The organism is Nitrosomonas ureae (assembly GCF_900108305.1).
GTDB lineage: Bacteria > Pseudomonadota > Gammaproteobacteria > Burkholderiales > Nitrosomonadaceae > Nitrosomonas > Nitrosomonas ureae_B.
The window spans coordinates 119743-133925 of record NZ_FNUX01000001.1 but is presented as its reverse complement, the minus strand read 5'-3'; the positions used below and the strand labels follow the sequence as shown (position 1 = coordinate 133925).

The following is a 14183-nucleotide window of genomic DNA, read 5'->3' as shown; positions in this document are numbered from 1 at the left end:
AATATCTCTTTGCCGGAGCATTGCAACGCGATCTCGTTGCACTCCACGGGTTCAATTGGATCGTCAAATATTTTGTGAAGTGTGTGGTGAGGTTTTGTTCCTGAAGCTGCTAGAATTGCTTGTAGTATGATTTTCGATCATAGCGGAGTATTGAAATGCGCGCTGTTTTTCTGGATTTTGGCTCTGTAACCCGCGGCGATATGGATTGTGCGGCGCTGGAGCGGGCGGTATCGCCGTGGCAGTATTATCATGATTCTTCCGAATCAGAGGTGCCGGAAAGAATTCGCGACGCTGAGGTGATTGTCAGCAACAAGGTGTTTATCGGCCGTGCGGCGATCACTGCGGCGAGGAATCTGAAACTCATATGCGTAGCGGCGACGGGGTATAACAATGTTGATCTCGCAGCCGCCAGCGAACGCAGTATTCCGGTGTGCAATGTGCGCGGCTACGCTACGCCTTCGGTGGTGCAGCATGTGTTCATGCTGATGCTGAATCTGGCGTGCCATTTTGTCGACTATCAGGCGTTGGTAAAACGTGGCGGTTGGCAGACCAGTCAGTTTTTTTGTCCATTGGATTTCGGTATCCGGGAGTTATGCGGGAAAACACTGGGAATCATTGGTTATGGCGAATTGGGTCATGCGGTGGCCGATGTGGCGCGAGCATTTGGCATGCAAGTACAAATTGCGGAGCACAAAAATAAATTGCCGCGTCCTGGCAGAACTTTATTTGATGCGGTATTACAGCAGGCGGATTTTATTACGCTGCATTGCCCCTTATCGCGGGAAACGCAGCACCTGATCAGCCGCAAGGAATTTGAGCTGATGCAACCTTCCGCGTATCTGATCAATACCGCGCGCGGTGGTTTGATTAATGAAATCGATTTGCTGGAGAGCTTATCTTTGGGCCGGATTGCCGGTGCCGCGATCGATGTGATTCAGGAAGAGCCCCCGGGCCAGGATAATCCGATATTGCGGCAACGGCCTGCCAATCTGATTGTCACGCCCCACATCGCCTGGGCCAGCCGGGAGTCCAGGCAGCGTTTGCTGGAACTATTGGCGGACAATATCAGAAATTTTTTTCAGCATAAATCTTTTAATCAAGTCACTGATACAGATAGAAAGATTGTTTAAACTTACTCGGAGATTCACTATTCTATCTGGTCGTGAAGTAATAGTTGAAACGAGCTTTGCGTTTCTTTCCATAATTTGTTGATTAATTTGTCAGTATGAATTGTTTTGCGTCGCGTGTGAAATATCTGGTTTGGCAATATCAGTAATACTGTGCTATAAGGTCGGTGCAAGATGTTGCCATTTTTACAATCCCTTTATCACGCTATTCGTTCGACGCTCGATCAGCCATTTCCGATCGAATATGCTCCATGGCACCACGAAATTGAGACTTTAGAGTACTTTAATCAATCAGATAAAGTTCTTTTTAGAGACTTATCAATAAAAATAAGCACCAAGAAACAAGTCATACTCTGTTTTACAAACCGTTGCGGTTCCAACTGGCTGGCTGAATTGCTCTATGCCACGGAATTGATGGGATTGGCTGATGAGTTTTTCAATACAGAGCGCATTCAGGCAGACTGTGCTGAGTGCGGATTAAGTTCATTGGATGATTTCGTGCGCCATTTGCCCGGTAATCACAGCACGTTAAATAAAATTTTCGCTACCAAACTTTCTTGGGATCAACTGTATTTTTTATCCCGTGTAAAAGTGATACCCTGGATCATCCCCAACCCTCAATTCATTTATATCGTGCGGGATGATGTGGCTGCGCAAGCGCTTTCACTCCTGGTAGCCCAACAAACAGGGCAATGGAAAAGTAATTGGAATAGTGGTTTGAATGGAAAAATAGAACTGGCAGACATAAGCAACGAACAAATCATCATGGCGATTTCCGAGATACTGTTTGCGCAGTCAAAATTTGAACTTTATTTTGAGATGCTTAAGTTGAGTCCCTGCCGGATTCATTATGAAGATTTACTAACGAAACCTGAGTTCGTCATTGCAAGAATACTTCAATATCTGAAGATACCCGTCCCGAAAAAGATGGAAATTAATTCTGCCAAGCTACAGCTGGAAAAACAACGCGATGAGCAATCAGAAAAGCGGCTTGCCCGATTTCACCGTGAAACGGAAGACCGGTATAACTTTTTGCGCATTGGTTCGACTGCGGGTTCTATTCATGAATCAGTGCGTTGATACTCAAGGCATGTTTTGGTGTTTCTTATCAAAAGCAGCGCATTCTGAATCATTCCCGGTGTTTGAGTCATCGGTATCATGGTATGCGCGATTTCATGATGGGATCACGGGCATTGATCGGCGATGAACATTGTTCCGGAAATTCTGGCGTTGCATGCCGACATGCGCCGTTGGCGCAGGCAGTTGCATCAATATCCGGAAGTCGCATTTAAAGAAACTGCAACCGCCCGGTTGATTGCCGGGCAACTGCGAAGAGTTGGCATCGAAGTGCATCAGGGCATGGCTAAAACCGGTGTTATCGGGATTCTGCGCCGTGGTAACGGTAGTAACAGCATTGCGCTGCGCGCCGATATGGATGCGCTGTTTATCCAGGAGCAAAACCGGTTCGAGTATGTATCCCGCCACCACGGCAAAATGCATGCCTGCGGTCATGATGGGCATAGCGCCATGCTGCTTGGTGCGGCGTATTGGGTTAAGCTGGTGGAGAATGAATTGGCGGGTTAGTTTTTTCTTGTGTTTCGAATTGATGTTTAATCAGCATATGCTTTGTGCAACTAGGTAACGGTTACGTCTGACTCTGATCTGCGTTGCGGAATGCTTTTGGAATTCAAATGCCAAATTGCTGATTCATACATCGATAGGAGTGTACACTATTGTCGTGTACACAGTATTGGAGAGGATACCACAGATGAAGAATATTACCTTGAGCGCAGACGATAAATTAATAGAAGCCGCACGAGCCCGAGCCCGCGCCGAACAGACCACGCTCAATGAGCAATTCCGCCGCTGGCTGGCCGATTATGTACAGCAGGAGCAAACAGCCGAATCCGCAATTGCATTGATCGAAGAGCTGCGGGGACAAGTGCGAACCGGCGGCCGTAAATTCACACGGAATGAAATGAATGAACGGTGAGTTTATCGATACTAATATTTTCATCTACTTGTTCGACGAAACCGATGATCGCAAACGTGCGATCGCGAACCAACTGATTCAGCAAGCATTGGAAACGCGCGGTGCTTGTATCAGTTATCAAGTTATCCAGGAAACACTCAATGTCGTGACGTGCAAACTGCCATCCCCGATGAGCGCCGGGAATGCGCAGCGCTTTCTGGAACAAGTGCTGATTCCGTTGTGGCAAGTCATGCCCGCTCCGCCGCTTTATCAACGGAGTCTTGTGCTTCAGCAGCGCTACGGTTTTAGTTTTTACGATGCGTTGATCGTAGCCGCAGCGCTCGAATCTGGCTGCATCCGTTTATACACGGAAGATTTACAGCACGGCCAGAAAATCGATGGACTGCTGATTGAGAATCCATTTCATGTTTGATGGCCGGATGTCGTTTCGTCAGGAAATGGCATGTTTCTCAAAAAATCATGTACGAAAAGAGAGAGTATCTACCAGATCGTGCTGCCATTATCATCGTCACTGTCTCAAGATTGATTGATGCGCCTCCTTGCGGTCGGCACATCCTACCGTGCTAATAGATCTACAAATCGATGACTGCCAGTCAACCTGTTGAAAAGATATCACCAGTTTTAAATCAAGAGTGTTGGAGCCAAGGTATAAAAAAACGCTTGTCTTGTGAATCCGTTATGATCAGATTCGTCGGTAAATCTCTCGCCGATGGCCGATGCGGATAACGAGTACCGTCAATTTCGTGTCATGTACCTCGTACACGACACGATACGAGCCAATTCGAATACGACGCAGCCCGGAATATTCACCTTTTAGTACTCCGCCAGCCGCAGGGTTAACCTTGAGTTGATCAATGGCGGCAATGATACGCAATCGATCTTCATGCGCAATGTTTTTTAACGATTTGAGTGCACTCTGCTTAATGCTGACGGAGTAGGTCATGCTTTACAGTTTCCCAATCCAGAATTGGATCCGCTGGATCGCGCAAGACTTCCACAGCGTGGGAAATGTCTTCAAAATCGTCGAGATAATATTCAACAGCTTGTCTGATTACGTCGGCGCGTGTTCGATGCAATTTTGTAGCTGCTTCATCCAGCGCTGCTACTAATTCATCTGGTAGTCTTGCAGAAATTTGACTCATTTCGAATTTTTACCCCATTGTTATAATGTCGATGAGATGCATTGAATGTCATGATATATGAACTTTTGCTTTTTGTAATATGATTTTGGCGTTATGTAACGTTGCCGTTCGAATAATAGTTTACAGGTTGGGGTGAGCTTGCGAACCCCAACTTTTCACCGCTCGCCATAATCGCTTTTATCGTTGCTATCAACGCCACAGCCCCAATCATTTGTGATTACGCCAGCCTTGATATACCGGTGAATGCTCGAATAAGGCCATTCGCTTGCCTGGTGGATGTATCCATGCTTTACCGGATTGTAATGAATGTAATCGACATGCCGTTCAAAATCATTTTCGTTACGAATTAAATGCTCCCAATACCGGCGTTGCCAAATTCCACGTTCGCCTTTGGAAATCCGGCTGGCGTTGCGGCGTTCGTTCATGGTGATATGACGCGAGAAACCCGATTTGATCAGCATCCACCGGGTGGAAAAATCCGCATCGTCAGGCGGTAAAGTCCATATTGCATGCAAATGATCCGGCAACACGACGAACGCATCGATATGAAAGGGATGCCGTTGCTTTACCGTTTTGACAGCGGCGCGCAAAATTTCCACATGATTCAATAACAAGCGCAGGTGACGTTGGGCAAGATTGACCGTGAAAAAATAGGTTCCGCCTTTTACATCAGCGCGCCGGTATTGCATGACTGATTATTCCTTCATTTTTGATGTCGACATTTATTGGTTTGTGTTGGGGTTCGCAGGCTTACCCCAACCTGCCGGGCTTATCGAACCTTCGGCCATCGCGTAGGATTGCGGGTATCGTGTAAAACAGCTAAAACATAGACCAAGTCATGGCGTACGACATAAAACAAGCCATATGGAAAGCGAGGTAGAAGTGCGCGATGCACTTTGGGAATGATTTCTGCATAAAGCAGGGGTGCTTGTTCCAGACGTTTTAGTTGTAGTTCAATAGCAGCGACAAACTCTTCACCTAGTCCGGGGTATTGCGTTTCATACCATGTGCGAGCTTCTCCAATTTCACGCAGTGCCCGTGCGGAAAATTTCAAACGGAACGCCATGAACCATCATTCAGACGAGACTTGACTTGCTCCCATGAAAATCCGGCATCCGGATTTTCCTCAAATTCCGCCAATCGGGCCTCCAGTTCGGCTTTTAGCTCGGGTGATATGTCAACGACTTCCGGCACGGCCGCGATGCTATCCCAAATAAGCTCAACGAGGCGGATCCGCTCCTGCACCGGTAATTGAAGAATGTCGGTAATTGAAATATTTTTCATGGCAATGATTGTACGCTATAAAAATGTTAGTGCTGCAAGCAATTGTTTAGATGAAAATTGTCCCATCATTGTCCGGCAGTCCCGCGGATATGATCGCTTGCGCCGCCGTCTCACGTAGGGTGCAATAACCGCAGGATATGGCATCTTTTTTGATTGATGCGCCTCCTTGCGGTCGGCACATCCTACCGGACGGGAAAACTTGATCAATGATTTATTCACAGAATCCACTGAATATCTTGTCGCCGCTGTCTGTGCCCCAAAATGGTTTCTTCTTTCCCAAATTATGTTCGGCAACATAGATATATTTGATCCATATGTTCGGCGGATGCGAGGTAACGATGGCTTTATAGGAATTTTCATCACTTCCTTTATCGAGCACTGTTACTTGCTTGTATGATTGAGTGTCAAATGGCAGACCCACCATTTCGCCTGTGTCTCGATTAATTGAAAATTGCTTATCAAAAAATTGTTCATATATGCCAACGTTTTTCTCCATCGTGCCATTATCCGATAACTCCAGAATTTGTTTAATTGTGCAGAGGTATGTACTTTCTCCTGCAACTGAAGTAAGTGGAAATAGAAGTATTAGAAATAGAATGTATTGTTTCATAGAAAATTTTCTCACTTTTCTGGCAGAGTAGGTTCGGATTCCTGCTGTCATTCTAACCTACCGTGCTTTGCACGAACCTTCTCAAGCAAGTATCCATTTTCTTCCTGGATTGCAACGTATTCGTTATCTGCAGGCAGGAAGTCGAGCGGGATTGGATTAAGGGCGTTTGGATTATGAATGACAGCACTCGGCTCTATAGTGTCGATAATCGAGCTTCCATTTAAATCAATTGCCCAAATTGCACTAATGGCATTAAATCTTGAATCAAGGAACGTGAATGTGGGTACTTCAGCTTTGTTTTTGTTTCGTATATGAGGTCGATGTTGGTGACCACGATCAACCACTTGATGAGTAGTTTTGTCGATTTTCAGTTCATAAGGCCCTATCGGGAATACAGCCTCCGCAGCAAATGGAAGCTGACTAATTCCAATCAGTGCAGAGAATGGTCCACTGCGTAACCTACATCCATTTACTGCGATGACATAGGCATCATTTGGCCCTACCTCGCCAGATTCCAGATATCCTTTCTTGTCAACGCTGCCAATGAGTATCTCGGCTTTATTTTTTATAGCACTCGTCCATCGGAGAAGTATCTGTTCATGAGGAAAACTTACTACTCGGCCCTGTTGTGGGTTTAACCAATTCTCGGGAATATCAATAGGCTCTGGGCAAACCACTTCAATCCAAATCTTGCGAGTACCATCCATAACCAAAAAATCCGGCCCTTGCCCCAATCTCCGCCGAGGAGGAAAGTACTTGCAGCGAAGGCAATCGGCTACGAGAGCTTCCGACAAGCAACCCCAGAACTTTTGGTCGCAACCGGAAGTAAGTTCGGTGACAAACTTGGGGTCTGCAAATCCACTCTTAACGAACCCAGTGAAGATATTCACAAGGTAATGTTGTACGGCGACCGCGTGATCATTCTCACCAGAGAATCGCGCCTTGACGTGAGCCAGGATCTCTGAAAATAACTCATTATTTTGCATCAGAAGTTATTCACCCCAACTTCTGCATTAACTCCCTAACCCGCATCACCCGCTTATTCACATCCTCAATCTGCACCTGAATTTTCAAGCGATCAGGGCCGGAGAGTGAATATTCTCGGCTGCTCTGTATCAGTTGGATAATTTTTACCGGGTCGATCGGCGGGTTGGGGATGAATTGCACCTGGATGCTTTCTGCGCTGGCGTCGATGCGTGTGATGCCGAGCGGTTTGGCGATGATGCGCAGGCGGTGGCAGTCGAGCAGGGCGCGGGCCGGATTGGGCAGCAGGCCGAAGCGGTCGATCAGTTCGCGTTGCATGTCGTCGAGTTGCTCGTTGTCGGTGCAGTTGGCCATGCGTTTGTACAATACCAGCCGTTCATGGATGTCGTGGCAGTAGTCGTCCGGCAGCAGTGCGGGTACGTGCAGGTTGATTTCGGTGGCGACGCCCAATGGGTGCTGCATATCGGGCTCTTTGCCTTGTTTTAAGGATTGGATGGCGGAATCCAGCATCGAGCTGTACAGGCTGAAGCCGATTTCCTGCATTTCTCCGCTTTGCGATTCGCTCAAGACTGCACCGGCGCCGCGGATTTCCAGGTCGTGCATGGCGAGATAAAACCCGGAGCCGAGTTCTTCCATCGCTTGTATCGCTTCCAGGCGTTTCTTGGCTTGTGCGCCGAGCGCTTCTTCCGGGGGCGTCAGCAAGTAAGCATAGGCTTGATGGTGCGAGCGCCCGACTCGGCCGCGCAGTTGATGCAATTGCGCCAGGCCGAATTTATGTGCGTTGTTGATGAGGATGGTGTTGGCGCTCGGGATGTCGATACCGGTTTCAATAATCGTGGTGCACAGCAGGATGTTGAAGCGCTGCTGGTAGAAATCGCGCATGACGTGTTCCAGTTCGCGTTCCGGCATTTGTCCGTGGGCGATGTTGATGCGTGCTTCGGGCAGCAGGCCAGTCAGTTTCTCCAGCATCAATTGAATCGTGCTGACTTCGTTGTGCAGGAAATAAATTTGTCCGCCCCGTTTGAGTTCGCGCAAACAGGCTTCGCGAATGATGCCCATTGAGAATCCGCTGACAAAGGTGCGGATGGCCAAGCGGCGCTGCGGCGCAGTGGCGATGATGGAGAAATCGCGCAACCCTTCCAGCGACATCGCCAACGTGCGCGGGATCGGTGTCGCGGTCAGCGTCAATACGTCGACTTCGGCGCGCAGTTTTTTCAGTTGTTCCTTTTGCCGCACGCCAAAACGGTGTTCCTCATCGATAATGACCAAGCCCAGATTCTTGAAATGTACATCTTTCTGAATCAATTTATGCGTGCCGATGATGATGTCGATTTCACCCTTGGCCAGCCCGGAGATCGCTTGAGTTTGTTCCTTGGCGGAGCGGAAGCGCGACAACTCAGCAATTTTGACCGGCCATTGATCGGCGATCAGACCGAAGCGGTCGGAGAAATTCTGGAAATGCTGTTCCGCAAGTAGCGTGGTGGGAACCAGAACCGCTACTTGTTTGCCATCGGCGACGGCAATGAACGCAGCACGCAACGCTACCTCGGTTTTGCCGAAACCCACATCGCCGCAGATCAGCCGGTCCATCGGCTTTCCCGATGTTAAATCTTCGATCACTGCTTTAATCGCGGCCGCTTGATCCGCTGTTTCCTCAAAACCGAATCCTTCCGCGAAAGCGTCGTAGTCGTGTTGCTTGAGTGTGAAGGTATGACCTTCGCGCGCGGCACGTTGCGCGTATAAGTTCAATAATTCCGCTGCGGTATCGCGCACCTGTTGCATCGCCTTGCGCTTGGCTTTGTCCCATTGGCCGCTGCCCAATTTATGCAGCGGCGCGGATTCGGGGGCAGCACCACTGTAGCGCCCGATCAGATACAGTTGTGAGACCGGTACATAAAGTTTGTCGCCGCCTTCGTATTCCAGCGACAAAAATTCACTGAGTTCGCCAGGCTCGCCTTCGCCGACATCCATGCTGATCAAGCCGAGATAACGGCCAATTCCATGCTGCTCATGGACGACTGGATCGCCCGGCTTGATTTCCGATAAATCGCGCAGGATATTGTCGGTGGATGTGGTCTTGCGCGATTCGCGTTCGCCCCGTCCGTGAACATGCGTTGCGTACAGCTCGCTTTCGGTGATGAAAGCCAATTGTGCGGAGTCGTATATAAAACCGCCGTGTAGCGGCGATACACTGATCATAAAAGACTGCGAGCTGTTCAGAAACTGGGCATAATCTTCACAATTGTGCGGATGCAGACCGTATTGGTGCAGATACTCGGTAATGAGCTCGCGCCGTCCCATGCTTTCCGCAAGCAGCAGAACGCGCCCACCGGATTGGGAAAAATGAGCAAGAAATATAGCCAGTTTTTCCAACGGATTCTCGGCGTGCCGATTGACTTGAACCGAAGGCAGCGGGAGAGTGTTCTTGGGGGCGGTCAGTTTCGAGTCTTGCGCAGCGGACAAAATTTCAATGCGCGCATAAGGTTTTAACGTGCCGAAGAAGCTATCGCCGGATAGAAATAATTCCAGCGGCGGTAGCAACGGCCGATCCAGGTCGCCACGCAGTAATTGAAAACGGGATTGCGTATCGCGCCAGAATTCTTCGATCACCGGACGTACATCGTGATGCAGGCAAAGCAGGGTATTTTCGGGCAAATAATCAAATAGCGTAGCTGTCCGATCGAAAAATAAAGGTAAATAATACTCGATGCCTGCGGGTGTCAGGCCTTTGCTGATGTCCTTGTAAATCTGTTTTTTTGACGGATCACCCTCGAATTTATCGCGGAAATTACCCCGGAAGCAGGTGCGTCCGGCTTCGTCCAGCGGAAATTCGCGTGCCGGTAGCAGGCGTATTTCCTTGACTGGATAAATGCTGCGCTGCGTATCAACATCGAATGTGCGGATGGTGTCGATTTCTTTATCCATTAAATCGATACGGTAGGGCAGTGGGCTGCCCATCGGGAACAAATCGATCAAACCGCCGCGCACGCTGTATTCGCCGGGTGAGAAGACCTGTGTAACGTGCGAGTAACCCGCCAATGTCAATTGACCGCGTAATCCCGATACATCCAGTGTTTCGCCTTGCTTGAGGAAAAAAGTATGCGCAGCCAGATATTCGCGTGGCAGCATGCGATAGAGTACCGTGGTCAGCGGCGCAATCAATACATCGCATGCGCCGTTCATCACTTGATACAGCGTTGCCAGCCGTTCTGAGACGAGATCGTGATGGGGTGAGAAAACATCGTAAGGCAGCGTTTCCCAATCGGGTAGTAAGTGCGTTCTTAACTCAGGAGCAAAAAATGGAATTTCTTCCAATAATCTTTGCGCATCCAGTGCATGAGCGGTAATGATCGTGACTGGCTTAGCCTGTTGCGCCACTTGCGCCAGGAATAATGCATCGCTGGAACCATTCAGAGCAGCATAACGGGATATGATGCCGGGTTTAGGTAAGGAGTGTGGGTGTTGCATTATTTACATGCCCGCCTTGCAGCGCTGGAAAATGAAGACCGGAAAGATGGATCGTGATCAAAATTTGTATATTATCCTAGAAAGCGTGGTAGAGCGAAATGGAGTGTAAGTTTATCCGTTGCAAGACGGAACCAATCGACAAAAAATGTCATTTCATTGCAACTTGGTGCAATGAAATGAGGGATTCAGAAATATTACCATTTGTTTCGTGACAAACTCATCGGGTGGGTGAAATGATTAAGTTTGATACAGACTATTGGAATCATGGCATTGATTAGCTGTCTTAGTAGCTGGCTACGATTTCCAGAATGGAATGGTAGTTATAATTCATTTTCATTTTTATTTCAGTTGCTGCGGATTGTTTAAAAAGGCGTACATTCCCTTATTATTTACGATTTGAATTTATTCCAAATAGAGCTATGCTTATATCTGGTGCGCATCCTGAATAACGATTTATTTTATCAAACTGATCAAAGAAACAGCTTATAAAAAGGATTTAACATGCGTGTTTTCATAAAATCAAACTTAAGGCAACTGGAAAAACGATTTATCCTTTTTACATGCGGAGTGGCCGCACTTATTTGTTTGACATCGTCGGTTCTGGCATACCGTATTGCACCCACCGTATTAACTCCGGAGAATCAGCAGAAAATTGAACTGGCGGCATGGAAGTATGCCATTGATACGCCGCTGTTGCTGGAAACCATAGACTGGTTCCATGATTTGGCGAGAAATTCCCAGGAATCGGCTGCGCTGGCGGAGCTTGCCCGATTGAAATTTATGCGCGCTCAGCTCGAGCTCGACAAGTATCACCGAATACAGTTGTTTGAGCACAGTATTGCAATGGCTGATCAGGCGCTGATGCTGAATGACAATGATGTGCGCGGGCTGTTCTGGAAGGCTGCTGCGATGGGAAAAATCGCTGAAGATAGCGGCATGCTGAATGCACTGAGAATGCTTCAGCCGATGCAGGATTTGCTTTTGAAGGTAGTCGAACTTGATGAAAGATATGAGAATGCCGGCGCTCATCGTGCATTGGGCCGTATTTACCATAAACTGCCAAGGTTTCCGATCAGCTTTGGCAGTAACCAAAAAGCGCTCGCACATCTCAAACGAGCTCATGAGCTATTTCCGCAGGACATCATTACGCGGGCCTTTTATGCTGAATTATTGTATGACATCGGTAGAAGGAATGAAGCGCGCAAACATGCAGATTTTGTTCTGACAACTCCGGTTGCGGAAGAAGATGCGCTGGAATTTACCGAATATGTCAATATCGCGTTGGAAGTGGTTAAGAAAACCGGTGGATCGAATATTAAGGTGGGAGGCTATTAGATACCACATTGAAAAAAAGAAAATTACGGATCGACGAGAAATTATAGATAGGGCTGTGAGTATTAACATTTTCAGTAAATTAAAAGCAATAGAGTCTATTGCCCAATCTTGCTTTTCATACAGAATAAAATGGTTAAACTACCGCAATCTATTTTTCCTGCCAACAATTCTTTATGACTGAAACTCTAATTGATTTGATCCGTCACGGTGAACCTATCGGCGGGAGCCGCTATCGCGGGCATGGCGTGGATGATCTTCTGAGTGAGAAAGGATGGTCGCAAATGTGGCACGCGGTGGGTGAGTACAATCAGTGGCAGCATATTATTACTTCTCCGCTACAACGTTGTCAGGCATTTGCTTGTGCTTTAGGGGAGCGTTATGGCATTGATGTCTTCGTTGAGTCGCGCTTTAAGGAGGTGGGATTTGGTGAATGGGAAGGATTGAGCCATGATGAAGTTAAAATTGGGCGGGCATCCGAATATCAGGCTTTCTTGAACAACCCTGTAAATGCTCGACCGAAAGGCGCTGAACCTCTCGATGATTTTGTTCAACGGGTTAATTCAGCCTATGAAGCAGCTATCGAACGCTATTCCGGTCACCATATTCTGATCGTTGCGCATGCGGGTGTGATGCGCGCATTGATTGCAAAAACAATCCAGGCGCCTGCAACCGGTTTATATCGCATAAAAATCAGCAATGGCGGAGTTACGCGTATTCGTCACACAGGATCAGGCGCAGTGCTGGAATTGTTGAACGGGAAATTGTCTGCTTAGGCAGCAGGGAGAATGTATGCGAATTTCTCTGATTCAGCTCTACCGGGTTTGATTCCTCACCGCCTTGCGGGGGTGTTTTATTGGAAATAAATTGTTACAGATTGTAATTTTTTAAAAATTTACGGTGAGCACTATAATTTGATAGATAATATTATTTGACTCATCGAGAACCAGGAGGTGTGCAATGCGTACAATACAATTCAGTATGATTTTTTATACCGCCCTGTTAATGGCATTCGTGAGCAGCGCAGTTTCGGCCAGGCAGGATCTCAGTGAAATTCAAAGACAGTTTAATGCAGAAACCATTAATAAACGCTTTAGCGTTCCAAACGATGCCGCTTTAACATCTGCACTCAAAGAAGCGACACAGAGAAGCATGCCAACAAGGACACAAAGATTTGCACCAGGCTGCGTTGGTCTAGGGTGTGGTGGTGGCGCTATGGGTTTAGGTAACTTTGGCTACGGTAGTTATTTTGGAGGCTATGCGCGTCCATATTATGGTGGTTTATATGGAGTGAACAGTTATCTGCCTTTTTATTCCGGCTGGTGATGCCCGTGACAGTGCTGCTTCGAGGATAAGCCATATAATTATCCATTAATTCAATTTATGGGAGACATTGAGTTGATGGATAATCTGCTGTGATTACTTATAAGGGTTTTTCATTTAATTATTAGAGAAGGGGAGATGAAATGGGAGGGTATGGCAGCAAGAGTACATGGATATTCATAGGAATCATGATTTTTTCTTTAATTCTAAGTGGATGTGCGGCAGTTCATACATCCATCGCCAAGAAGGATCTGGATGTTCAAACCAAGATGAGTGATACCATTTTCCTTGATCCTATTGAACCGAGTCAGAGAACGGTTTACCTGAATATTCGCAATACCTCCGACAAAATCAATTTTGATATTACGGCTACGGTTGCCAGGGCGTTGGAAGGCAGAGGTTACCTCATTACTAATAATCCCAGAGAAGCGCATTACTGGTTGCAGGTTAATATCCTAAGCGTTGACAAAGCCAGCCCTACTGCTGCTGAAGCTGCTTTGAGAGCTGGTTATGGAGGTATGGGGAGCGCAGCGCTGGGTGCCGCCGTGGGAACGGCTACGGGCGCTGCCATTGATGGCTGGAGTGGAGCAGGCATAGGAGGATTGGCTGGTGCAGCTGCTTTTGGTCTCGCCAGCACGATCGCAGATGCTACGGTAAAAGATGTTACTTATATGGCCATTACAGATGTTGAAATAGCAGAGCGAGCTGAGGAAGGTGTCATTGTTCGTGAAGACAGGCAACAAGATGCGAAGCAGGGTGTGGGTGGTGCGAGAAGGCAATCTTCGACAAAAGTCAGTGAAATGAATAAATATCGTACTCGTGTAGTCAGCACGGCGAACAAAGCAAATTTGCAGTACGAAGAAGCTGCGGTTGAATTGACCAATGGTTTGGCTCGCTCCATTTCAGGGTTGTTCTAAATA

17 protein-coding genes are annotated in these 14183 nt (G+C 47.5%); 9 read left to right on the top strand and 8 right to left on the bottom strand.

Annotated elements, in window-relative coordinates; genetic code table 11:
- The first annotated feature begins 155 nt into the window (after window positions 1-155).
- The 5 genes from C4S39_RS00655 to C4S39_RS00635 all read left to right on the top strand — a co-directional run bounded on the left by C4S39_RS00655 (window position 156) and on the right by C4S39_RS00635 (window position 3532).
- Complete coding sequence (locus tag C4S39_RS00655) at window positions 156-1130, top strand: 2-hydroxyacid dehydrogenase (protein WP_103965128.1); 975 nt, start codon at window positions 156-158, stop codon at window positions 1128-1130.
- A 171-nt stretch (window positions 1131-1301) separates the two neighbouring features.
- Window positions 1302-2207 (top strand): Stf0 family sulfotransferase, encoded by a 906-nt coding sequence (locus C4S39_RS00650; RefSeq protein WP_103965127.1) that lies wholly within the window; start codon window positions 1302-1304, stop codon window positions 2205-2207.
- Window positions 2208-2330: 123 nt separating this feature from the next.
- Entirely contained in the window at window positions 2331-2711 is a 381-nt protein-coding gene (locus C4S39_RS00645) for a M20/M25/M40 family metallo-hydrolase (protein WP_258039219.1), read from the top strand.
- Window positions 2712-2895: 184 nt separating this feature from the next.
- Window positions 2896-3120: a hypothetical protein gene (locus C4S39_RS00640; protein ID WP_103965126.1), complete on the top strand. Its 225-nt coding sequence runs from the start codon at window positions 2896-2898 to the stop codon at window positions 3118-3120.
- Window positions 3110-3532: a PIN domain-containing protein gene (locus C4S39_RS00635; RefSeq protein ID WP_103965125.1), complete on the top strand. Its 423-nt coding sequence runs from the start codon at window positions 3110-3112 to the stop codon at window positions 3530-3532. Before C4S39_RS00640 ends, C4S39_RS00635 begins: the two co-directional genes overlap by 11 nt.
- Window positions 3533-3802: 270 nt before the next feature.
- Here the strand turns inward: C4S39_RS00635 and C4S39_RS00630 are convergent, their stop codons facing one another.
- The 8 genes from C4S39_RS00630 to mfd all read right to left on the bottom strand — a co-directional run bounded on the left by C4S39_RS00630 (window position 3803) and on the right by mfd (window position 10608).
- Complete coding sequence (locus tag C4S39_RS00630) at window positions 3803-4063, bottom strand: type II toxin-antitoxin system RelE family toxin (RefSeq protein ID WP_103965124.1); 261 nt, start codon at window positions 4061-4063, stop codon at window positions 3803-3805.
- Window positions 4041-4262 (bottom strand): ribbon-helix-helix protein, CopG family, encoded by a 222-nt coding sequence (locus C4S39_RS00625; protein WP_096292805.1) that lies wholly within the window; start codon window positions 4260-4262, stop codon window positions 4041-4043. Before C4S39_RS00625 ends, C4S39_RS00630 begins: the two co-directional genes overlap by 23 nt.
- Window positions 4263-4417: 155 nt before the next feature.
- Window positions 4418-4951: an REP-associated tyrosine transposase gene (locus C4S39_RS00620; protein ID WP_103965123.1), complete on the bottom strand. Its 534-nt coding sequence runs from the start codon at window positions 4949-4951 to the stop codon at window positions 4418-4420.
- An 80-nt stretch (window positions 4952-5031) separates the two neighbouring features.
- Complete coding sequence (locus C4S39_RS00615; RefSeq protein ID WP_181023709.1) at window positions 5032-5316, bottom strand: type II toxin-antitoxin system RelE/ParE family toxin; 285 nt, start codon at window positions 5314-5316, stop codon at window positions 5032-5034.
- Window positions 5313-5546 carry an addiction module protein gene (locus C4S39_RS00610; RefSeq protein WP_103965121.1) on the bottom strand — a complete coding sequence of 78 codons (234 nt, stop codon included), beginning with the start codon at window positions 5544-5546 and terminating at the stop codon, window positions 5313-5315. The genes C4S39_RS00615 and C4S39_RS00610 overlap by 4 nt, the downstream gene beginning before the upstream one ends.
- Before the next feature lie 211 nt (window positions 5547-5757).
- Window positions 5758-6207, bottom strand: a complete 450-nt coding sequence (locus C4S39_RS00605; protein WP_103965120.1) for a hypothetical protein — start codon at window positions 6205-6207, stop codon at window positions 5758-5760.
- The gene (locus C4S39_RS00600) at window positions 6204-7142 is read right to left on the bottom strand and encodes a hypothetical protein (RefSeq protein WP_103965119.1); all 939 of its coding nucleotides are present in this window, start codon (window positions 7140-7142) and stop codon (window positions 6204-6206) included. The genes C4S39_RS00605 and C4S39_RS00600 overlap by 4 nt, the downstream gene beginning before the upstream one ends.
- A gap of 10 nt (window positions 7143-7152) precedes the next feature.
- Complete coding sequence (gene mfd, locus C4S39_RS00595) at window positions 7153-10608, bottom strand: transcription-repair coupling factor (protein WP_103965118.1); 3456 nt, start codon at window positions 10606-10608, stop codon at window positions 7153-7155.
- A 501-nt stretch (window positions 10609-11109) separates the two neighbouring features.
- Here mfd and C4S39_RS00590 point away from each other — a divergent pair.
- The 4 genes from C4S39_RS00590 to C4S39_RS00575 all read left to right on the top strand — a co-directional run bounded on the left by C4S39_RS00590 (window position 11110) and on the right by C4S39_RS00575 (window position 14180).
- Window positions 11110-11943 (top strand): TRAP transporter TatT component family protein, encoded by an 834-nt coding sequence (locus tag C4S39_RS00590; protein ID WP_103965117.1) that lies wholly within the window; start codon window positions 11110-11112, stop codon window positions 11941-11943.
- Window positions 11944-12116: 173 nt separating this feature from the next.
- Window positions 12117-12716 (top strand): histidine phosphatase family protein, encoded by a 600-nt coding sequence (locus C4S39_RS00585; protein ID WP_103965116.1) that lies wholly within the window; start codon window positions 12117-12119, stop codon window positions 12714-12716.
- Window positions 12717-12900: 184 nt separating this feature from the next.
- Window positions 12901-13266, top strand: a complete 366-nt coding sequence (locus tag C4S39_RS00580; RefSeq protein WP_103965115.1) for a hypothetical protein — start codon at window positions 12901-12903, stop codon at window positions 13264-13266.
- Between the two features lie 140 nt (window positions 13267-13406).
- Window positions 13407-14180, top strand: a complete 774-nt coding sequence (locus C4S39_RS00575) for a complement resistance protein TraT (RefSeq protein ID WP_103965114.1) — start codon at window positions 13407-13409, stop codon at window positions 14178-14180.
- Window positions 14181-14183 lie beyond the last annotated feature (3 nt).

Excerpts from the sequence above, each read along its gene's own strand:
- C4S39_RS00640 (WP_103965126.1), top strand. The coding sequence starts at position 2,896 with ATGAAGAATATTACCTTGAGCGCAGACGATAAATTAATAGAAGCCGCA.
- C4S39_RS00630 (WP_103965124.1), bottom strand. The coding sequence starts at position 4,063 with ATGACCTACTCCGTCAGCATTAAGCAGAGTGCACTCAAATCGTTAAAA.
- C4S39_RS00580 (WP_103965115.1), top strand. The coding sequence starts at position 12,901 with ATGCGTACAATACAATTCAGTATGATTTTTTATACCGCCCTGTTAATG.
- C4S39_RS00585 (WP_103965116.1), top strand. The coding sequence starts at position 12,117 with ATGACTGAAACTCTAATTGATTTGATCCGTCACGGTGAACCTATCGGC.
- C4S39_RS00590 (WP_103965117.1), top strand. The coding sequence starts at position 11,110 with ATGCGTGTTTTCATAAAATCAAACTTAAGGCAACTGGAAAAACGATTT.
- C4S39_RS00625 (WP_096292805.1), bottom strand. The coding sequence starts at position 4,262 with ATGAGTCAAATTTCTGCAAGACTACCAGATGAATTAGTAGCAGCGCTG.
- C4S39_RS00605 (WP_103965120.1), bottom strand. The coding sequence starts at position 6,207 with ATGACAGCAGGAATCCGAACCTACTCTGCCAGAAAAGTGAGAAAATTT.
- C4S39_RS00655 (WP_103965128.1), top strand. The coding sequence starts at position 156 with ATGCGCGCTGTTTTTCTGGATTTTGGCTCTGTAACCCGCGGCGATATG.
- C4S39_RS00635 (WP_103965125.1), top strand. The coding sequence starts at position 3,110 with ATGAACGGTGAGTTTATCGATACTAATATTTTCATCTACTTGTTCGAC.
- C4S39_RS00610 (WP_103965121.1), bottom strand. The coding sequence starts at position 5,546 with ATGAAAAATATTTCAATTACCGACATTCTTCAATTACCGGTGCAGGAG.
- C4S39_RS00575 (WP_103965114.1), top strand. The coding sequence starts at position 13,407 with ATGGGAGGGTATGGCAGCAAGAGTACATGGATATTCATAGGAATCATG.
- C4S39_RS00600 (WP_103965119.1), bottom strand. The coding sequence starts at position 7,142 with ATGCAAAATAATGAGTTATTTTCAGAGATCCTGGCTCACGTCAAGGCG.
- mfd (WP_103965118.1), bottom strand. The coding sequence starts at position 10,608 with ATGCAACACCCACACTCCTTACCTAAACCCGGCATCATATCCCGTTAT.
- C4S39_RS00650 (WP_103965127.1), top strand. The coding sequence starts at position 1,302 with ATGTTGCCATTTTTACAATCCCTTTATCACGCTATTCGTTCGACGCTC.
- C4S39_RS00620 (WP_103965123.1), bottom strand. The coding sequence starts at position 4,951 with ATGCAATACCGGCGCGCTGATGTAAAAGGCGGAACCTATTTTTTCACG.
- C4S39_RS00645 (WP_258039219.1), top strand. The coding sequence starts at position 2,331 with ATGAACATTGTTCCGGAAATTCTGGCGTTGCATGCCGACATGCGCCGT.